This window comes from Acidovorax sp. GW821-FHT10A04, from assembly GCF_059415825.1.
Genome location: NZ_JBWKNZ010000012.1, coordinates 81,397 through 96,936, shown reverse-complemented (window position 1 = coordinate 96,936; position 15,540 = coordinate 81,397). Strand labels below are relative to the sequence as shown.

15 protein-coding genes are annotated in these 15,540 nt (G+C 68.4%); 5 read left to right on the top strand and 10 right to left on the bottom strand.

The features are described 5' to 3' along the window. Nucleotides 1-60 precede the first annotated feature (60 nt). From phhA to AC07PF_RS23200, 6 genes are all read right to left on the bottom strand, one after another. The gene (gene phhA / locus AC07PF_RS23225) at nucleotides 61-960 is read right to left on the bottom strand and encodes a phenylalanine 4-monooxygenase (protein ID WP_494613436.1); all 900 of its coding nucleotides are present in this window, start codon (nucleotides 958-960) and stop codon (nucleotides 61-63) included. Nucleotides 961-978: 18 nt separating this feature from the next. Next, nucleotides 979-1,278, bottom strand: a complete 300-nt coding sequence (locus AC07PF_RS23220) for a 4a-hydroxytetrahydrobiopterin dehydratase (RefSeq protein ID WP_494613435.1) — start codon at nucleotides 1,276-1,278, stop codon at nucleotides 979-981. After that, complete coding sequence (gene hppD, locus AC07PF_RS23215) at nucleotides 1,275-2,381, bottom strand: 4-hydroxyphenylpyruvate dioxygenase (protein ID WP_007853486.1); 1,107 nt, start codon at nucleotides 2,379-2,381, stop codon at nucleotides 1,275-1,277. Before hppD ends, AC07PF_RS23220 begins: the two co-directional genes overlap by 4 nt. Nucleotides 2,382-2,646: 265 nt before the next feature. Beyond that, nucleotides 2,647-3,333 (bottom strand): glutathione S-transferase family protein, encoded by a 687-nt coding sequence (locus AC07PF_RS23210; protein ID WP_494613434.1) that lies wholly within the window; start codon nucleotides 3,331-3,333, stop codon nucleotides 2,647-2,649. Nucleotides 3,334-3,419: 86 nt separating this feature from the next. Then, nucleotides 3,420-4,301, bottom strand: coding sequence for an N-formylglutamate amidohydrolase (locus AC07PF_RS23205; protein ID WP_494613433.1), 882 nt, complete (start codon nucleotides 4,299-4,301; stop codon nucleotides 3,420-3,422). A 5-nt stretch (nucleotides 4,302-4,306) separates the two neighbouring features. Next, nucleotides 4,307-5,305, bottom strand: coding sequence for a tripartite tricarboxylate transporter substrate binding protein BugE (locus AC07PF_RS23200; protein ID WP_494613432.1), 999 nt, complete (start codon nucleotides 5,303-5,305; stop codon nucleotides 4,307-4,309). A 124-nt stretch (nucleotides 5,306-5,429) separates the two neighbouring features. Here AC07PF_RS23200 and AC07PF_RS23195 point away from each other — a divergent pair, with 124 nt between their 5' ends. Then, nucleotides 5,430-6,344 carry a LysR substrate-binding domain-containing protein gene (locus tag AC07PF_RS23195; RefSeq protein ID WP_494613431.1) on the top strand — a complete coding sequence of 305 codons (915 nt, stop codon included), beginning with the start codon at nucleotides 5,430-5,432 and terminating at the stop codon, nucleotides 6,342-6,344. Between the two features lie 105 nt (nucleotides 6,345-6,449). Here AC07PF_RS23195 and AC07PF_RS23190 read toward each other — a convergent pair whose 3' ends face one another. The 3 genes from AC07PF_RS23190 to AC07PF_RS23180 all read right to left on the bottom strand — a co-directional run bounded on the left by AC07PF_RS23190 (nucleotide 6,450) and on the right by AC07PF_RS23180 (nucleotide 8,324). Next, the gene (locus AC07PF_RS23190) at nucleotides 6,450-6,620 is read right to left on the bottom strand and encodes a hypothetical protein (RefSeq protein ID WP_007853534.1); all 171 of its coding nucleotides are present in this window, start codon (nucleotides 6,618-6,620) and stop codon (nucleotides 6,450-6,452) included. A 109-nt stretch (nucleotides 6,621-6,729) separates the two neighbouring features. Then, a complete protein-coding gene (locus tag AC07PF_RS23185; RefSeq protein ID WP_494613521.1) occupies nucleotides 6,730-7,638 on the bottom strand; it encodes a transglutaminase-like domain-containing protein in 909 nt (302 codons plus the stop codon). A gap of 317 nt (nucleotides 7,639-7,955) precedes the next feature. Then, on the bottom strand, nucleotides 7,956-8,324 hold the full coding sequence (locus AC07PF_RS23180) for a hypothetical protein (RefSeq protein WP_494613430.1): 369 nt from the start codon (nucleotides 8,322-8,324) through the stop codon (nucleotides 7,956-7,958). 101 nt (nucleotides 8,325-8,425) lie between these two features. Between AC07PF_RS23180 and AC07PF_RS23175 the strand changes: the two genes are divergently transcribed. After that, nucleotides 8,426-9,052 carry an ABC transporter ATP-binding protein gene (locus AC07PF_RS23175; RefSeq protein ID WP_494613429.1) on the top strand — a complete coding sequence of 209 codons (627 nt, stop codon included), beginning with the start codon at nucleotides 8,426-8,428 and terminating at the stop codon, nucleotides 9,050-9,052. A gap of 71 nt (nucleotides 9,053-9,123) precedes the next feature. Here AC07PF_RS23175 and AC07PF_RS23170 read toward each other — a convergent pair whose 3' ends face one another. After that, nucleotides 9,124-9,501, bottom strand: coding sequence for a hypothetical protein (locus AC07PF_RS23170; protein ID WP_494613428.1), 378 nt, complete (start codon nucleotides 9,499-9,501; stop codon nucleotides 9,124-9,126). Between the two features lie 337 nt (nucleotides 9,502-9,838). Between AC07PF_RS23170 and AC07PF_RS23165 the strand changes: the two genes are divergently transcribed. From AC07PF_RS23165 to AC07PF_RS23155, 3 genes are all read left to right on the top strand, one after another. Beyond that, complete coding sequence (locus tag AC07PF_RS23165; protein ID WP_494613427.1) at nucleotides 9,839-10,474, top strand: LysE family translocator; 636 nt, start codon at nucleotides 9,839-9,841, stop codon at nucleotides 10,472-10,474. Nucleotides 10,475-10,608: 134 nt separating this feature from the next. Next, nucleotides 10,609-12,357, top strand: coding sequence for an efflux RND transporter periplasmic adaptor subunit (locus tag AC07PF_RS23160; protein WP_494613426.1), 1,749 nt, complete (start codon nucleotides 10,609-10,611; stop codon nucleotides 12,355-12,357). A gap of 36 nt (nucleotides 12,358-12,393) precedes the next feature. Beyond that, nucleotides 12,394-15,537, top strand: a complete 3,144-nt coding sequence (locus AC07PF_RS23155; protein WP_494613425.1) for an MdtB/MuxB family multidrug efflux RND transporter permease subunit — start codon at nucleotides 12,394-12,396, stop codon at nucleotides 15,535-15,537. The last annotated feature ends 3 nt before the right edge of the window (nucleotides 15,538-15,540 follow it).

The following is a 15,540-nucleotide window of genomic DNA, read 5'->3' as shown; positions in this document are numbered from 1 at the left end:
GTGTGCCCTCAATGCAGAACGGCCCCGTGGGGGCCGTTCAGGAGTGTCGCATGGCGGCGATCAGGCGTGCACCTTCTCGTGCTTGGCGTCGTGGTAGGCCAGGGTACCGCGCGTCACCACGCGGTCACCGGCCAGCACGGCACCGGCCTCGTGCTCGGGCGCGCCCTTCAAGCGATCGTAGAGCGGCGCGAAGTCGATCTTGGCCAGTTCCAGCAGTTCGTCCAGGTGGCCCAGCACGAAGTAGGTTTCCTGGAAATCATCGATGCGGTAGTTCGTCTGCATCACGCGTTCCAGTTCGAAGCGCACGCGGTTGGGCGAGTCGCTCTCGACCGAAAAGCGCGTCTCGCTGGCCGACGAGGCGATGCCCGCGCCGTAGATGCGCAGGCCGTCGCTCTGCTGCACCAGGCCGAACTCCACCGTGTACCAGTACACGCGTGCCAGCTTCTCCAGCACGCCCAGGCGGCTGGCGCGCAGGCCGCCTTCGCCATAGGCCTGGATGTAGTCGGCGATCACCGGGTTCATGAGCATGGGCACATGGCCGAACACGTCGTGGAAGACGTCGGGCTCTTCCAGGTAATCGAGCTCATGCGGCTTGCGGATGAACTGGCCGGCCGGAAAGCGCCGGTTCGCCAGGTGGCCGAAGAACACGTCGTCGGGCACCAGGCCCGGCACGGCCACCACTTCCCAGCCCGTGCGCTTCTTGAGCACCTTGGACATCTGCTCGAAGTCGGGGATCTGCTCGGGCCCGATCGGCAGGTCCTGCATGCCGTGGATGAACTCGTCGCAGGCGCGCCCGGGCAGCAGTTTGGACTGCCGCTCGAACAGGGTGCGCCACACGCCGTGTTCCTCTTTCGTGTAATTCGCCCAGCCCTGGTCGATGGTCCAGTCGGGCCGTTCGGGGGCGTGCGCGTCCCCGGCCGCCAGGCCGTGCTTGGCGGTTTCCTTGAGCTGCTGCAGCATGTGTGTCTCCTGGGCCGTCTATGCCGTGAAGGCTGCGGCGATGCGGTTCATCAGCGTGGCCATCTCGATGTCCTTGGCCGAGATGCCGTCCACGTCGTGCGTGGTCAGCGTGACCGACACGCGGTGGTAGACGTTGGACCACTCGGGGTGGTGGTTCATGCGTTCCGCAAGCAGGGCCACCTGGGCCATGAAGCCGAAGGCCTGCACGAAGTCGGCAAACTGGAATGCGCGCGTGAGCACGCCTCCGCGCTCGGCGCCGTGCGTCCAGCCGGCCAGGGCGGGCAACTGCGCCGCCAGCTGCTCGGGCGTGAGCTTCATGCCGTTTCCTTGGCCACGGCCTTGTCGCCCACGTCCAGCACGCCGCGGTTGATCTGGTCGCGCTCCAGCGACTCGAACAGCGCCTTGAAGTTGCCTTCGCCGAAGCCCTCGCGGTAGTTGCCCTTGCGCTCGATGAACTCGAAGAACACCGGGCCCAGCATGGGCTGGGAGAAGATCTGCAGCAGCAGGCGCGGCTGGCCGCCTTCGGTCGTGCCGTCCAGCAGGATGCCGCGGGCCTGCAGCTCGCCCACGGGCTGGCCGTGGCCGGGCAGGCGCTTTTCCAGGTTCTCGTAGTAGACCTCGTTGGGTGCGGTCAACAGCGGGATGCCGGCCATCTGCAACTGGTCGATGGATTCGAGCAGGTTGTCGGTGAGCAAGGCGATGTGCTGGATGCCCTCGCCGTTGAACTGCATCAAAAACTCTTCGATCTGGCCGCCGCCCTGGCGCGACTCCTCGTTCAGCGGGATGCGGATCAGGCCGTCCGGCGCCGTCATGGCCTTGGAGGTCAGGCCGGTGTACTCGCCCGAGATGTCGAAGTAGCGGATCTCGCGGAAGTTGAACAGCTTGGTATAGAAGTCGGCCCAGTAGGCCATGCGGCCACGGTAGACGTTGTGCGTGAGGTGGTCCACCACCTGGAAGCCGTGGCCCTTGGGGTGCAGGTCCACGCCGGGCAGGAACTCGAAGTCGATGTCGTAGATCGATTTGCCGTCTTCGAAGCGGTCGATCAGGTACAGCGGCGCGCCGCCGATGCCCTTGATCGCAGGCAGGCGCAACTCCATCGGGCCGGTCGGGATCTCGACCGGCTGGGCGCCCAACTCCAGGGCGCGGTTGTAGGCCTTGTGTGCATCGCGCACCCGGAAGGCCAGGCCGCAGGCCGCGGCGCCATGCTCGCCAGCGAAGTAGGCGGCGTTGCCCGGCTCGTTGTTGACGATGAAGTTGATGCCGCCCTGGCGGTAGAGCAGCACGTTCTTGGAGCGGTGCTTGGCCACCAGCGAAAAGCCCATCTTCTCGAACATCGGCTCCAGCAGGCCGGGCTTGGGCGAGGAGAATTCCACGAACTCGAAGCCGCACAGGCCCATGGGGTTGTCAAACAGGTCGCTCATACATCGTCTCCAGAAGGGGGCAGCCGTGGGTCGGCCGGGGGTATGGAGACTGTAGAGAGGGTGGGGCGCATTTATCTTGCAAGTTCGGCACGCGCTGGCCCGGTATGCGCTCGATTCATGCGAAAAATCAAATGCAGAGCATGTGAAAAGCTCTGAATCCACGATTGGCGCAAACTTGCTGCTTGTTCGGGCGGCAGGCCCCTTGCGCGAGAAGCCCTGCCGCCATGTCGGCATCGCGGGGCGCCGGGCGCCCTGCAACTCCGGTTCAGCCCATGACTACCGGGCCACCCTTCTGGATGCCGCGCTGGTAGGCGGGCCGGGCTTCCATGCGCTTCTTGTAGGCCTGGATGTGGGGGCAGGCGCCGGCCTTGCTGGAGCGCGACAGGGCGGCTTCCACCGCAAAGCTCATCTGGAAGTCGGCCATGGTCAGGTGCTCGCCGGCAAACCAGGTGTTCTTGCCCAGGTGGTCTTCCATGAAGTCCATGGCGGTGTTCACGTTCGGGTCCACCATCTTGTCGAGCACCTTGCCACACAGCGCCTTGGCAATCGGTTTGACGAAGAAGGGCATGGGCTGGCGCGGGATGGTCATGAACACCAGCTTCATCACCAGCCAGTTCATCAGCGAGCCCTCGGCGTAGTGCATCCAGAAGCGGCACTGGCGGTACTCGGGCGTGCCGCGTGCGGGCTGCAGGTGGGCCAGCTCGCCCGTGGCCTGCGCGCCATAGGTTTCCACCAGGTATTCGATGATGGCGGCCGACTCGGCGATCACCTCGTCGCCATCCGTGATCACGGGCGACTTGCCCAGCGGGTGGATCTTCTTGAGCTCGGGCGGGGCCAGTTTGGTGGCCTTGTCGCGCTGGTAGATCTTGAGCTCGTAGGGCACGCCCAGTTCTTCGAGCAGCCAGAGGACGCGCTGCGAGCGCGAGGTTTCAAGGTGGTGGACGGTGATCATGGCCGGATCTTAGGGCCTGTTCCCTGTCTTTTTGATGCCGGCAGTGTCGCCTGCACGATGCTGCGGCCAAACAGCCGCCGCTGCACTCAGTGGGCGTGTTGCCGAACGTCCACATGCTCGCGCAGGTAACGGGCGATGGCCTGGAGCACGCCGGCCAGGTCGCGCTGCACCGTCTCGAAGTGGGCGTTGCGCTCGCGGCTGGCCTCGTCCATGTAGACCGGTCTGCGGATCTCCACCTGCATGCTGTGCCGCTGCTGCGCGGGCTGGCCGATGCGGGCGATGAGCTGCACGCCCTTGTAGGGGTCGTTGCGCGCCACGGTGTAGCCACGGGATTTCAGTTCCTTTTCGACCAGCTCCACGAACGCCGGTTCGCAGGTGGTGCCGTCGCGGTCGCCCAGCACGAAGTCGGCCAGCGGGTGCACGCTCTGGATCTGCAGGCGCTCGTAGGCGTTGTTGGGCATGGAGTGCAGGTTCAGGTGCCAGACGGCACCGAAGCGCGCATGCGCCCGCGCGATGGCGGCCGCCAGCGCCGCATGGTAGGGCTGGTAGCAGCGCGCAATCCGGGCCTGTACCTCGGCCACGGTGAGCTTGCGGTCGTAGATGGGTGTGGCGGCGTTCACGTTGCGCCAGATGAGGCCATAGCCCAGGCGGGTCTTTTCGCCGGGCGCCAGCGGCGTGGGCCATGGCGCGTCCAGCAAGGCCGGGTCCAGGTCGTCGAGCGTGCGGTTGGCATCGATGTAGCTGCGCGGGAAGTGTGCTTCCAGCAGGGTGGCGCCGACCTCGGGTGCTGCCTGCCAGAGTGCCTCCACGTGTGTGTCCTCGGCCGCGCGCAGCAGGGCGCGCGGCACTGCGTGGCCGAAGTCCGTGGGGTAGGTGGTGCCGCTGTGCGGCGAGTCGCAGACCAGGGGAATGGCCGGCGTCACTGGTGCATGCAAGGTGAAGGTGGGGGCGTCGCTGTGCAGGTCCATGGGCATCATTCCGCAGTCAGTTTGGCGACCTTGGCCACGCGGGCATAGCGGTCCAGCGCCTGGCGAATCTGCACGCCGAATTGTGCGGGCGTGCCCGGGATCAGCGTGGCGCCGGCCTCGTCCATCTTCTTGATGAAGTCGGGGTGCTTCATGGCCGCGTGGATCGCCTGGTTGAGCCGGTTGACCACGGGCGTGGGCGTGCCCGCGGGCGCCACCACGCCGAACCAGCCGCCGGCCCCCATTTCCTTGAAGCCCAGGTCGCCGTAGGTCGGCACATCGGGCAGCAGGGGCGAGCGGGTGTCGGAGAGCACGGCCAGCGCCCGCAGGCGCCCGGCCTTGATGTGCGGCAGCGCCGACGGCAGGTTGTCGGTGATGCCATCGACCTGGCCCGCCACCGCGTCATTGAGCGCCATGCCCGCGCCCTTGTAGGGGATGTGCAGCAGCTGGATCTTGGCCAGGCTGGAGAAATGCTCCACGTTGGCATGCCCGAGCGAGCCCGTGCCCGGGGATGCGAAGTTGTACTTGCCCGGGTTGGCCTTGGCCAGCGCGATGAACTCCTGCATCGTCCTGGCGGGGAAATTGGCATTCACCGCGAACACGCTGGGCACCGTGGCCACGTTGGAGACCGGGGTGAAATCCTTCACGGGGTCGTACTTCATGCGGCTGCCGTAGGCCGCTGCGTTGGAGCCGTGCGTGCTCATGGTGGCCATGCCCAGGGTGTAGCCGTCGGCACGGGCCTTGGCCACCTGCTCCATGCCCAGCGAGCCGCCGGCTCCGGCCTTGTTCTCCACCACGATGGGCTGGCCGAGCTCGCGCCCGGCGAATTCGGCGATCAGCCGCGCCGCCAGGTCGGTGGAGCCGCTGGGTGCAAAAGGCACGATCAGTTTGATCGGGCGGTCCGGGAATGCGGCTTGAGCATGCACCGCGCCAGCCAGCGGTGTCAGGGCGAGGGCCAGCAACGCAGCCCTGCGGTGGAGGGAAGAAGGGAGGCGGATGCTTGCCATGGTGGGGGTTCTCTCGGTGACCAAAGGGTGCCGGCAAGTCTCTGGCGAACAGCCGGCCGCGGCAAACGACACTCCGGCATTCCTGTATTACCATTGGTCATACAACTCCCCACCTGGTTGCACCATGCGCCTGCATTCGCCGTCGATGTCCGAGCTGCACGCCTTCGTCACCGTGGTGCGCACGGGCAGCTTTTCGCGCGCCGCTGACGAGCTGTGCGTGACCCAGGGCGCCATCAGCCGGGCCGTGGCGCGGCTCGAGGGCCACTATGGCAAGGTGCTGCTCAAGCGCAGCGCGCAGCAGATGCAGCTGACCGAGTCGGGCGAGCAATTGCTGGCGGCCGTGCGCGAGCCGCTGGCCGCGATCGAGGCGGCCAGCGAGGCGCTGCGCGTGGGGCCCTCACGCACCACCGACCTGGTGCTGTCCGTGGTGCCCACGCTGGCCAGCGTGTGGCTGGTGCCGCGCCTGCCGGACTTCCAGGCCCGGCACCCGGAGGTGCGCGTGCGCTTCGTCCCCTACCGCAAGGACGAGGATTTTTCGGGTCCCACGCCGCATGCCGCCATCCTTACGGGCCTCGGTCCGGCGCAGTGGCCGGGATGGGAGTGCGACTACGTCATTGGCCGTGAGGTGGTGCCGGTGTGCCACCCGGCGCGCGCCGCCCGGCAGCGCTGGCAGCACCCGGCGGAGCTGGCCGCCGAGCCGCTGCTGGCCCATTCCACCTCGCCCGGCAACTGGGCGCAGTGGTTGCGGGCCGCAGGCGCCACCGGGGCCGAGCCCGAGCTGTCGACGGTGTTCGACCAGGTGTCCATCCTGGTCCAGGCGGCCATGGCCGACATGGGGGTTGCGCTGGTGCAGCGCTGCCTGGTGCGGGCCGAACTCGATGCCGGCCGCCTGGTCACGCCGTTCGACCTGCCCATCAGCCTGCAGCGCGGTTACTTCCTGTGCCGCCTGCCCGGGCGCCGGGCAGCAGCCAGCCTGCCGGTCTTTCGCCAGTGGCTGCTGGAGATGGCACGGCAGGACATTGCGGCCATGCCTGCGTGACGGGGGGCCAGGGTGTGTCGCAAGCCGGCCCGGAAAGCAAAAAGCCCTCGCGAGAGGGCTTTTTTGCAAGGTGCCGGCCGCAGCCGACCCGTGGCGATCTGGCGATCAGCCGCCCTTCTTGGAGCGCTTGCCAGGGTTCTTCTTGCTGCGCGTGGCAACGCCGCGCTCCAGGCTCACGCGTTGGCCGCGGCCGCCGGTGGGCAGGGTGTAGCCAGCCACGGGCGTGGGGCGGGGGGTGCGCTTGCGGTCTGCTTCGGTAACGATCTTGTTGCCCATGGAAATTCTCTGGAAAAAGATTGGTGGAAAAACGCATATTAGGCCATAGGTCGGCACAAAAGCCCAGAACTGCAGTTTTTCCGGGCCCGCACCAGGGTGGTTGCAGGCCCTATTTGCCGGCAAACCGGGTGGCAAAAGCCGCCCCGTGGTCGGTGGACAGGGCCTCGCGGCAGTGGTGCGGCAGCACGAAGCCGCGGCCTGCGTCCTCCACCGCCCTGGTGCGTATCACGGGCGGTTGGGCCCGCACGCCACCGAAAATGGTGGCAAACGCCACGTCGGCCGCGTCGCGCCCGGTGCCAAAGCGGATCAGCCCCATGGGGATGGCCGTGCCCGAGGGGTCGAACAGGTACCAGCGATCGCCCAGGTAGGCCTCCACGTAGGCATGGAAATCGGGCGGCCCCAGGTTCGGGTCGGCGCCGTAGTCCGTGCCGGTGGTAAAGCGCGCCGGGATGTTCACTGCACGGCACAGCGCGATCATCAGGTGGGCGAAGTCGCGGCACACGCCGACCTTTTCCACCAGGGTATCGACGGCCGAGGTGTTGGAGTTGGAGGTGTTGGACGTGAAGGCCACGTGTTTTTGCACCCAGTCGCGGATGGCCTGCACCCGGCTGTGGCCCTGCCAAAGGGCTCCGAATTCGCTGAGCGCCAGGCGCAAAAGCCGGTCGGACTGGCAGTAGCGGCTGGGGTAGATGTAGCCCATCACATCCTGCGGCAGCCGCCGGATCGGTACTTCGGCCAATTGCGAGGGATCGGTGCAGTGGTGGCTGATGTCCACCGTGGCCGAGTAGGCCACGCTCAGCGGCCCGGGCTCGCCGTGCAGGCGCAGGTAGCGGTTGCCCGTGGCGGGGTCGGTGTGGATCTGCTGCGGCACGTCCTGGTTGATGACCAGCCGCTCGTTGCTGATCGCCTGGCTCGGTGTGTGGGCCGCGTGGATGTTGAACACGAAGTCGGCGCCGTACTGGTCGATCTCGTAGTTCAGCTCGATCTCCAGCTCCAGCCGCACCTTGGTATGGGCCATGAACGGGGCGGCCGTGGCAGGCAGGGGGGCGGCTGATGCCGGGTGCAGGGAGATGCCCGGCTGCGGCTGCTGGGACAGGTTGCCGGCTTCGCCATTGGCGGCAACGAACGGCAGGCGGGCTGCCAGGGGATTGAAGGGGGTTGCGATGGAGGACGCTTGCGCGAGCATGGTGGAGTCTCTCTGGAAGGGCTCGCGGCCTGCCACACCGGCATACCGCAGCACCACTGTCAGAGTAGGCGCCTGCCAGGGGTTTGTATGTAGGCAGACCGCCTGTCACCCCTGCAACCGGCGCTTACGCGCGGCGGGCAACCAGGCAATCAGTCCACCCCGAAGGCCTCGCGCAGGGCGCCGCAAAAGGCGCTGCCACCGCTGATGGACAGGGTGACGGTGGTGCGCGCCGGGGCCGGTGTGCCTGCATGCACCGCAATGGTGCTGCTGGTGCTGTCGAATGCCAGCGCCAGCGGCGTTGCCACTTCCTGCACGGCAGAGAGGTCGTAGTCCCATTCACCGCCCTCGTCCGCCGGGCCCTGCGTGCCAGGGAACTGTGCGTGCGCCCATGCCAGCACCTGCGCGATCTCGGCCTGCACGGCCGGCAGCTGCGCCGGGCTGGCGGCTGCCATCGCATCGAAGGTGCCCGTGCCCTCGTAGTCTTCGCTGTAGTCGAAATCCAGGTAGTTCAGGGGCATGGCGGCAGTGGGACAGGGCGGGAAAGGGCGTGCATTGTCTCAGCGGGGCGCGCGAATTCCTAGAATCGGCGTTTTCCTTGCCTTGCCCGGAACCCGAATCCATGCCCACCCCCCTGCTGCAGATCGACCGCCTGCGCTTTGCCTACCCCGAAGTCCCGCTGTTCGACGGCCTGTGTGCCCAGGTACCGCCTGGTGCCACCCTGGTGCTGGGGGCCGACAGCAGCGGCAAGACCACGCTCATGCGCCTGCTGGCCGGGGAGCTGGCCGCTGGTGCGGGCGAACTGGTGCTGCAAGGCGTTTCCCTGCAGGCGGCGCCGGCCGCCTACCGCGCCCAGGTGTTCTGGGGCGACCCGCGCTCCGGGGCGCTGGACGAGCAGGGGGTGCAGGACTGGCTGGCCGCGCTGCCCGCCCGCTACCCGCGCTTCGATGCGGCCGCACTGGCCCGGCACATCGAGGGCTTCGACCTGCAGGAGCACTTGGCCAAGCGCTTCCTGATGCTGTCCACCGGCACGCGGCGCAAGGTGTGGACGGCCGGGGCCCTCGCCTCGGGTGCCGCGCTCACGCTGATCGACGAGCCCGTGGCAGGGCTGGACAAGCCCTCCATCCAGTACCTGCAGCAGGCGCTGGCCGCCCTGGCAGGCGAGGCGGACCGGGCCATCGTGGTCGCGCACTACGACGCGCTGGCGGGCGTGCCCTGGCAAAGCACCATCGCACTGCCCGACCGGTGAAGCCTGGGCGCTGACACGGGCATGCCAGCGGACATGCCCGGCCAGGGCCGCCCGCCCGCGTGCGGCGCGCACTACTGCCGTCGTGCAGCGCAGCCCAGTGCCTTGTGGAGCGCATCCACATAGGCCTTCATCGTCGTGCCGCTGCCGTCTGCCAACTCGTCCGGCAGCACGACCAGGAACTCGTCTTCGAGATGCATGGTGAGGCCGGGCAGGCGCTGGTCGCTGGCGCCCAGGTCTTCCACCAGGCGCAGGCCGGGTTGCAGGCGGGTCTTCGGGATCTTGAGGATGCGGACGATCGCCTGTTCGATGGCCGGGGCGGCCTGGTCGCATTTGGCCGTGTTGTGGGCGCCGGCGCCCTGGCCAAAAGCCGGGGCGTGCAGAAGGCCTATGGCGCAGCAGAGCAAAACGGGCGCCAGCCAGGTGGGGGCGGCGGTGCGAAGCGTTGGCACGGGAAATGGCATGGCTTGTCGGTGGGCAGGGCAGGGCAAGGATGGCTGGCTGGCAGGGTCGCGCCGGGCGCTGCGCGCAACCCGGGGGCGGCCCCGAAAAGACCGCGGCAAGATCGTACACGCCATGGCCACCCCGCGCGCCGGCCCGGCTGCCCTGCCGCAGCGCCCCGTCCGTCCACGATCGTTTCGGCCCCCGCAAACGCGTGGTTCATTCCACAATGCAGAAAGCTGCTCGGCAAACCTTTTGGCAAATACCAGCGCCCTGCAGCACCGCATGCAAAGCCCTAAACTGGTGGGCTGGGCCGCGTCGGTGGCCTTTTTTTGGATATCCCTTCCCATGGACGCCCTGCTTTTCGCCCCCGTTGCCGTGGCCATCGCGCTGACGCCCGGCCCCAACAATTTCTGCGGCCTCAACAACGGCATCCGTGCCGGTGTGGGTGCGGCCCTGGTGGGCACCATCGGGCGGGCGGCGGCGTTTGCGATCTTTCTCACCGTGTCCGCCGTGGGCCTGGGGGCCATGCTGCTGGCGTCGGAAGCCGCCTTCACCGCCGTGAAGTGGGTGGGCGCCTGCTACCTGTTCTGGCTGGGCTGGCGCGCCTGGCGCAGCCGCGAGTTCAATGGCCTGGAGGTGGCCGATGGCGCCGAGGTGGCGGCCACCGGTGCGGCGCCGGTGCGCATGTGGTCGCTGGTCACGCAGGAATTCCTTTTGGGCATCACCAACCCCAAGGCCATCATCCTGTTCGCGGCCATCTTTCCGCAGTTCATCGACCCCACCCAGCCGGCGGCGCACCAGTTCCTGGTGCTGGGCAGCGTGTACCTGGCGGCCGAGTTCGTGGCCACGGCGGTGTATGCGGCCAGCGGGCGGCAGATCCGCCGCTTCATCCGCACCTCGCGCGGCGTGGTGCGCCTGAACAAGGCCACGGGCGGCTTCTTCATGGGCGCGGGCGGCCTGCTGCTGGCCACCAACCGCTGAGCCACACTGCGCTGGGTTTCTGCCTTGAAAACGCCGTAAAGCGGGGGTAAAGGCAGGGTAAATCCCGGCGCATGGGCTCCGGAGTGTCGCGGCGGGTGGCTACCATAGCCACGAATCCATTTGTTACGCCCACGATGCTGTCCCTTCGTTCTTCGCTTCGGCCCGCGCGGCCCTTCCTGCACCAGCAAGGGCGCGCCCTGTGGTGGGTGCTGCTGCTGGTGCTCATTGCGGCCGCCGTGGGTGGGGGGCTGTGGTGGAAGCAGCGCCAGGCGGCGCCGGCGCAGGCCGATGCGCCTGCGGGGCGCGGCGGCCCGGGCGGTGCCGGTGGCCGGGGGCCGGCACGCTTCAGTGCAGGCGGGCAGACGCAGCCGGTGTCGGTCGGTGTGGTGCGGCGCCAGGACGTGCGTGTGCAGGTCAATGCCATCGGCACCATGAGCGCACGCGCCACGGCTGTGGTGCGCGCCAAGGTCAGCGGCGAGCTGACCAGCCTGCGCTTCAAGGAGGGCGAGGAGGTCAAGGCCGGCCAGTTGCTGGCCGAAATCGACGCCCGCAGCTACCAGGCATCGCTGAGCCAGGTGCAGGGCAACCTCGCGCGCGACCAGGCCCTGCTCAAGAACGCGCAGCTCGACCTCAAGCGCTACCAGGACCTGCTGGCCAAGGACTCGATCGCCAGCCAGCAGGTGGACACCCAGGCCGCCCAGGTTCGCCAGCTCGAAGGCACGGTGGCCGCCGACCAGGCCCAGGTGGACGCCGCCAAACTGCAACTGAGCTACACCCGCATCACCGCGCCCATCGCCGGGCGACTGGGCCTGCGCCAGGCCGACCGGGGCAACGTGGTCGGCCCCTCGGACGCCAACGGCATCGTCACCATCAACCTGGTGCGTCCCATCGACGCGGTGTTCTCCGTGCCCGAGGCGCACCTGGCGCAGATCAACCAGCGCCTGGGTGAGGGCGCCGAGCTGCCCGTGGAACTGTGGGACCGCGAGCAAAAGCGCCGCCTGGGTCGCGGCAAGGTGGGGGCGCTGGACAACGCCATCGACGCCACCACCGGCACCATCAAGGTCAAGGCCACCTTTGGCAATGAGGATGGCACGCTGTTCCCGAACCAGTTCGTCAACGTGCGCCTGCAGGTCAACCTGCTGCAGGACGCGCTGACCGTGCCCGGCACGGCCATCCAGAACAACTACGTCTACCTGGTGCAGCCCGATGGCACGGTGACGCAGCGGCGCATCCGCGTGGGTGTGGCCGACGGCGACCGCGTTGCGGTGGAAGGCGAACTCAAGGACGGCGACCAGGTGGTGGTGGACGGCATCGACCGCCTGCGCGAAGGCGCCAAGGTGGCCGTGATCGATTCGGGCGCGGCCGCGCGTGCCGACGAGGCCGCGCAGGATTCCGGCGCCCGCCGCGCCGCGATGATGCGCAACCTGACCCAGGAAGAGCGCGACAAGCTCGCCAAGATGACGCAGGAAGAGCGCCGTGCCTTCTTCCGCAGCAAGCGCAGCCAGCCCGGCGCGGCTGGGCCTGCAGGGGCCGCTAGCGGGACGGTGGGTGGCGAGCCCACTACCACGGCTCCGGTGCCTGCAGCATCAGCTGCCTCAAGGCCTGCCGGCGGCCGATCCTCCGGTGCTGCGCCCGATGGTGCGGCGCGCGCGGCCCCCGGTTCCGGTGTGGAATCGGGCGGCGCCCGGCGCGCCGAAGGCGGTGAGCCCGACGGCGAGCGCCGCCCCGGCATGTCGCCCGAGGTGCGGGCCCTGCTCGAAAAGATGAGCCCCGAGGAGCGCCAGAAGCTGCAGGCCATGGCGCCCGACGAGCGCCGTGCCTTCATCCGCGGCAAGATGCAGGCGGCCGGGATTGCGGCCCCTGGCGCAGCGGCCTCGCGCTGATGCGGTCCCGACCACCCTGAAGCGGGCACCGCCCCCATGAACCTTTCGCGCATCTTCATCCTGCGCCCCATCGCCACCTCGCTGCTGATGGTGGCGCTGCTGATCGCCGGCCTGCTGGCCTACCGGCTGCTGCCCATCTCGGCCCTGCCCGAGGTGGACTACCCCACCATCCAGGTCACCACGCTGTACCCGGGCGCCAGCCCCGACGTGATGACCTCCAACGTCACCGCGCCGCTGGAGCGCCAGTTCGGCCAGATGCCGGGCCTCGCGCAGATGTCCTCCACCAGCTCGGGCGGGGCCTCGGTCATCACCCTGCGCTTTGCACTCGACATGGCCATGGACGTGGCCGAGCAGCAGGTGCAGGCGGCCATCAACGCCGGCAGCAACCTGCTGCCCAACGACCTGCCGATGCCGCCGATCTACAGCAAGGTGAACCCGGCGGACGCACCCATCCTCACGCTGGCCATCACCTCGCCCTCGCTGCCGGTGATCCGCGTCAACGACCTGGTGGAGAACCGCCTGGCGCCCAAGCTCTCGCAGGTCAAGGGTGTGGGCCTTGTGGCCATCGCGGGCGGGCGCCGGCCGGCCGTGCGCATCCAGGTCAACCCGGTGGCGCTGGCGGCCGTGGGCATGACGCTCGAAGACGTGCGCAGCATGATCGCCGCGTCCAACGTCAAGCAGGCCAAGGGTGGCTTCGACGGCCCGGCCCGCGCCTCGACCATCGATGCCAACGACCAGCTGCAGTCCGCCGCCGAGTACCAGAACCTGGTGATCGCGCTGCGCAACGGCACGCCCGTGCGCCTGCGCGACGTGGCCACCACCGTGGACGATGCCGAGAACACCCGCCTGGCCGCCTGGGCCGGAACGCCCGACACCGGTGCGCGCGCCGGCGTGATCCTCAACATCCGGCGCCAGCCCGGCGCCAACGTGATCGAGACGGTGGACCGCATCAAGGCCCTGCTGCCCCAGCTGCAGAGCACGCTGCCGGCCTCGCTGGACGTGCAGATCCTGACCGACCGCACGGTGACCATCCGCGCTTCGGTCAAGGACATGCAGGTGGAGCTGGCCCTGGCCATCGGCCTGGTGGTGGCGGTGATCTTCGTCTTTTTGCGCAGTGCCTCGGCCACGCTCATCCCCAGCGTGGCGGTGCCGCTGTCGCTGGTGGGCACCTTCGGCATCATGTACATGGCGGGGTTCTCGATCAACAACCTCACCTTGATGGCGCTGACCATCTCCACCGGCTTCGTGGTGGACGATGCCATCGTGATGATCGAGAACATCGCGCGCTACGTGGAGGAGGGCGAGCCCCCGTTGCAGGCCGCGCTCAAGGGCGCCAAGCAGATCGGCTTCACCATCATCTCGCTGACCATCTCGCTGATCGCGGTGCTGATCCCGCTGCTCTTCATGGGCGACGTGGTGGGCCGGCTGTTCCACGAATTCGCGATCACCATGGCCGTGGCCATCCTGATCTCGGCCGTGGTTTCGCTCACGCTGACGCCCATGCTGTGCGCGCGCCTCTTGCGCCACACGCCCGAGGAAAGCCATGGCCGCCTGTACCAGGCCACGGGCCGCTTCTTCGACCGCACCATCGCCCAGTACGGGCGTGCGCTGCAGTGGGTGCTGGGCCACCAGGGGCTCACCTGGGTCGTGTTCATCGCCACGCTGGCGCTCACGGTGCTGCTGTACATGGTGGTGCCCAAGGGCTTCTTCCCGGTGCAGGACACGGGCACGCTGCAGGCCACCACCGAGGCCGACCAGTCGATCTCGTTCGCCGCCATGGCCGAGCGCCAGCAGCAGCTGGCCGAGCGCATCCTGCGCGACCCGGCGGTGAAAAGCGTCTCGTCCTTCATCGGCGTGGACGGCGCCAACACCACGCTCAACACCGGCCGCCTGCTGATCGACCTGAAACCCCATGGCGAGCGCGACAAGGCGTCCGCCGTGGTGCGCCGCCTGGCCGACGACACGGCCGACCTGCCGGGCATCCGCCTGTACGCCCAGCCGGTGCAGGACCTGACCATCGAAGACCGCGTGGCGCGCACGCAGTACCAGCTGCTGATCTCCTCGCCCGATTCCGCTCAGCTGCAGGCCAGCACCGCCGACCTGGTGCGCCGCATGCGCGGCCTGCCGCAACTGGCCGACGTGGCCAGCGACCTGCAGAGCCAGGGCCTGCAGGCCTTCGTGCAGATCGACCGGGCCCAGGCCAGCCGCCTTGGCGTGACGGTCTCGGGCATCGACACGGCGCTGTACAACGCCTTCGGCCAGCGGCTCATCTCCACCATCTTCACCCAGTCCAACCAGTACCGCGTGGTGCTGGAGGTGGCGCCGCAGTTCAAGGTGGGGCCCGAGGCGCTGAACAACATCTACGTCACCTCCACGGCCGGCAAGCCGGTGGCGCTGTCCACCGTGGCGCGCATCGAGGAGCGGCCCATGGCCCTGGGCGTGAACCACGTGGGCCAGTTGCCCGCGGCCACCATCTCGTTCAACACCGCGCCCGGCGTGGCGCTGGGCGATGCGGTCAAGGCCATCCAGGCCGAGCAGGCGGCCGCCAAGGAGGCAGGGCTGCTGCCGCTGTCGGTGGAGACCAGCTTCCAGGGCGCGGCGCTGGCCTTCCAGGCCTCGCTGTCGAACACCCTGCTGCTGATCCTGGCGGCGGTGGTCACCATGTACATCGTGCTCGGTGTGCTCTACGAGAGCACCATCCATCCGGTCACCATCCTCTCCACCCTGCCCTCGGCCGGCGTGGGCGCGCTGCTGGCGCTGCTGGTGACGGGGCTCGACGTGGACATCATCGCCATCATCGGCATCGTGCTGCTGATCGGCATCGTCAAGAAGAACGCGATCATGATGATCGACTTCGCGCTGGAGGCGCAGCGTGACCAGGGCCTGTCCGCACGCGAGGCCATCTACCAGGCCTGCCTGCTGCGCTTTCGCCCCATCCTGATGACCACGCTGGCCGCGCTGCTGGGCGCCCTGCCGCTCATGCTGGGCACCGGCGTGGGCAGCGAGCTGCGCCATCCGCTGGGCGTGACCATGGTCGGCGGCCTCATCGTGAGCCAGTTGCTCACGCTGTTCACCACGCCGGTGATCTACCTGACCTTCGAGAACGCGGCCGAGCGCTGGCGCGCACGGCGCGCCGCCAAGGCCGCCGCGGCGCAGGGGGAAAGCCATGCACAGGGCTGACGC

Coding starts and splice junctions, on each gene's coding strand:
- phhA (WP_494613436.1), bottom strand. CDS start 960: ATGCTGCAGCAGCTCAAGGAAACCGCCAAGCACGGCCTGGCGGCCGGG.
- AC07PF_RS23220 (WP_494613435.1), bottom strand. CDS start 1,278: ATGAAGCTCACGCCCGAGCAGCTGGCGGCGCAGTTGCCCGCCCTGGCC.
- AC07PF_RS23205 (WP_494613433.1), bottom strand. CDS start 4,301: ATGGACCTGCACAGCGACGCCCCCACCTTCACCTTGCATGCACCAGTG.
- AC07PF_RS23175 (WP_494613429.1), top strand. CDS start 8,426: ATGCCCACCCCCCTGCTGCAGATCGACCGCCTGCGCTTTGCCTACCCC.
- AC07PF_RS23190 (WP_007853534.1), bottom strand. CDS start 6,620: ATGGGCAACAAGATCGTTACCGAAGCAGACCGCAAGCGCACCCCCCGC.
- AC07PF_RS23165 (WP_494613427.1), top strand. CDS start 9,839: ATGGACGCCCTGCTTTTCGCCCCCGTTGCCGTGGCCATCGCGCTGACG.
- AC07PF_RS23210 (WP_494613434.1), bottom strand. CDS start 3,333: ATGATCACCGTCCACCACCTTGAAACCTCGCGCTCGCAGCGCGTCCTC.
- AC07PF_RS23155 (WP_494613425.1), top strand. CDS start 12,394: ATGAACCTTTCGCGCATCTTCATCCTGCGCCCCATCGCCACCTCGCTG.
- AC07PF_RS23160 (WP_494613426.1), top strand. CDS start 10,609: ATGCTGTCCCTTCGTTCTTCGCTTCGGCCCGCGCGGCCCTTCCTGCAC.
- AC07PF_RS23185 (WP_494613521.1), bottom strand. CDS start 7,638: ATGGCCCATACCAAGGTGCGGCTGGAGCTGGAGATCGAGCTGAACTAC.
- hppD (WP_007853486.1), bottom strand. CDS start 2,381: ATGAGCGACCTGTTTGACAACCCCATGGGCCTGTGCGGCTTCGAGTTC.
- AC07PF_RS23180 (WP_494613430.1), bottom strand. CDS start 8,324: ATGCCCCTGAACTACCTGGATTTCGACTACAGCGAAGACTACGAGGGC.
- AC07PF_RS23195 (WP_494613431.1), top strand. CDS start 5,430: ATGCGCCTGCATTCGCCGTCGATGTCCGAGCTGCACGCCTTCGTCACC.
- AC07PF_RS23200 (WP_494613432.1), bottom strand. CDS start 5,305: ATGGCAAGCATCCGCCTCCCTTCTTCCCTCCACCGCAGGGCTGCGTTG.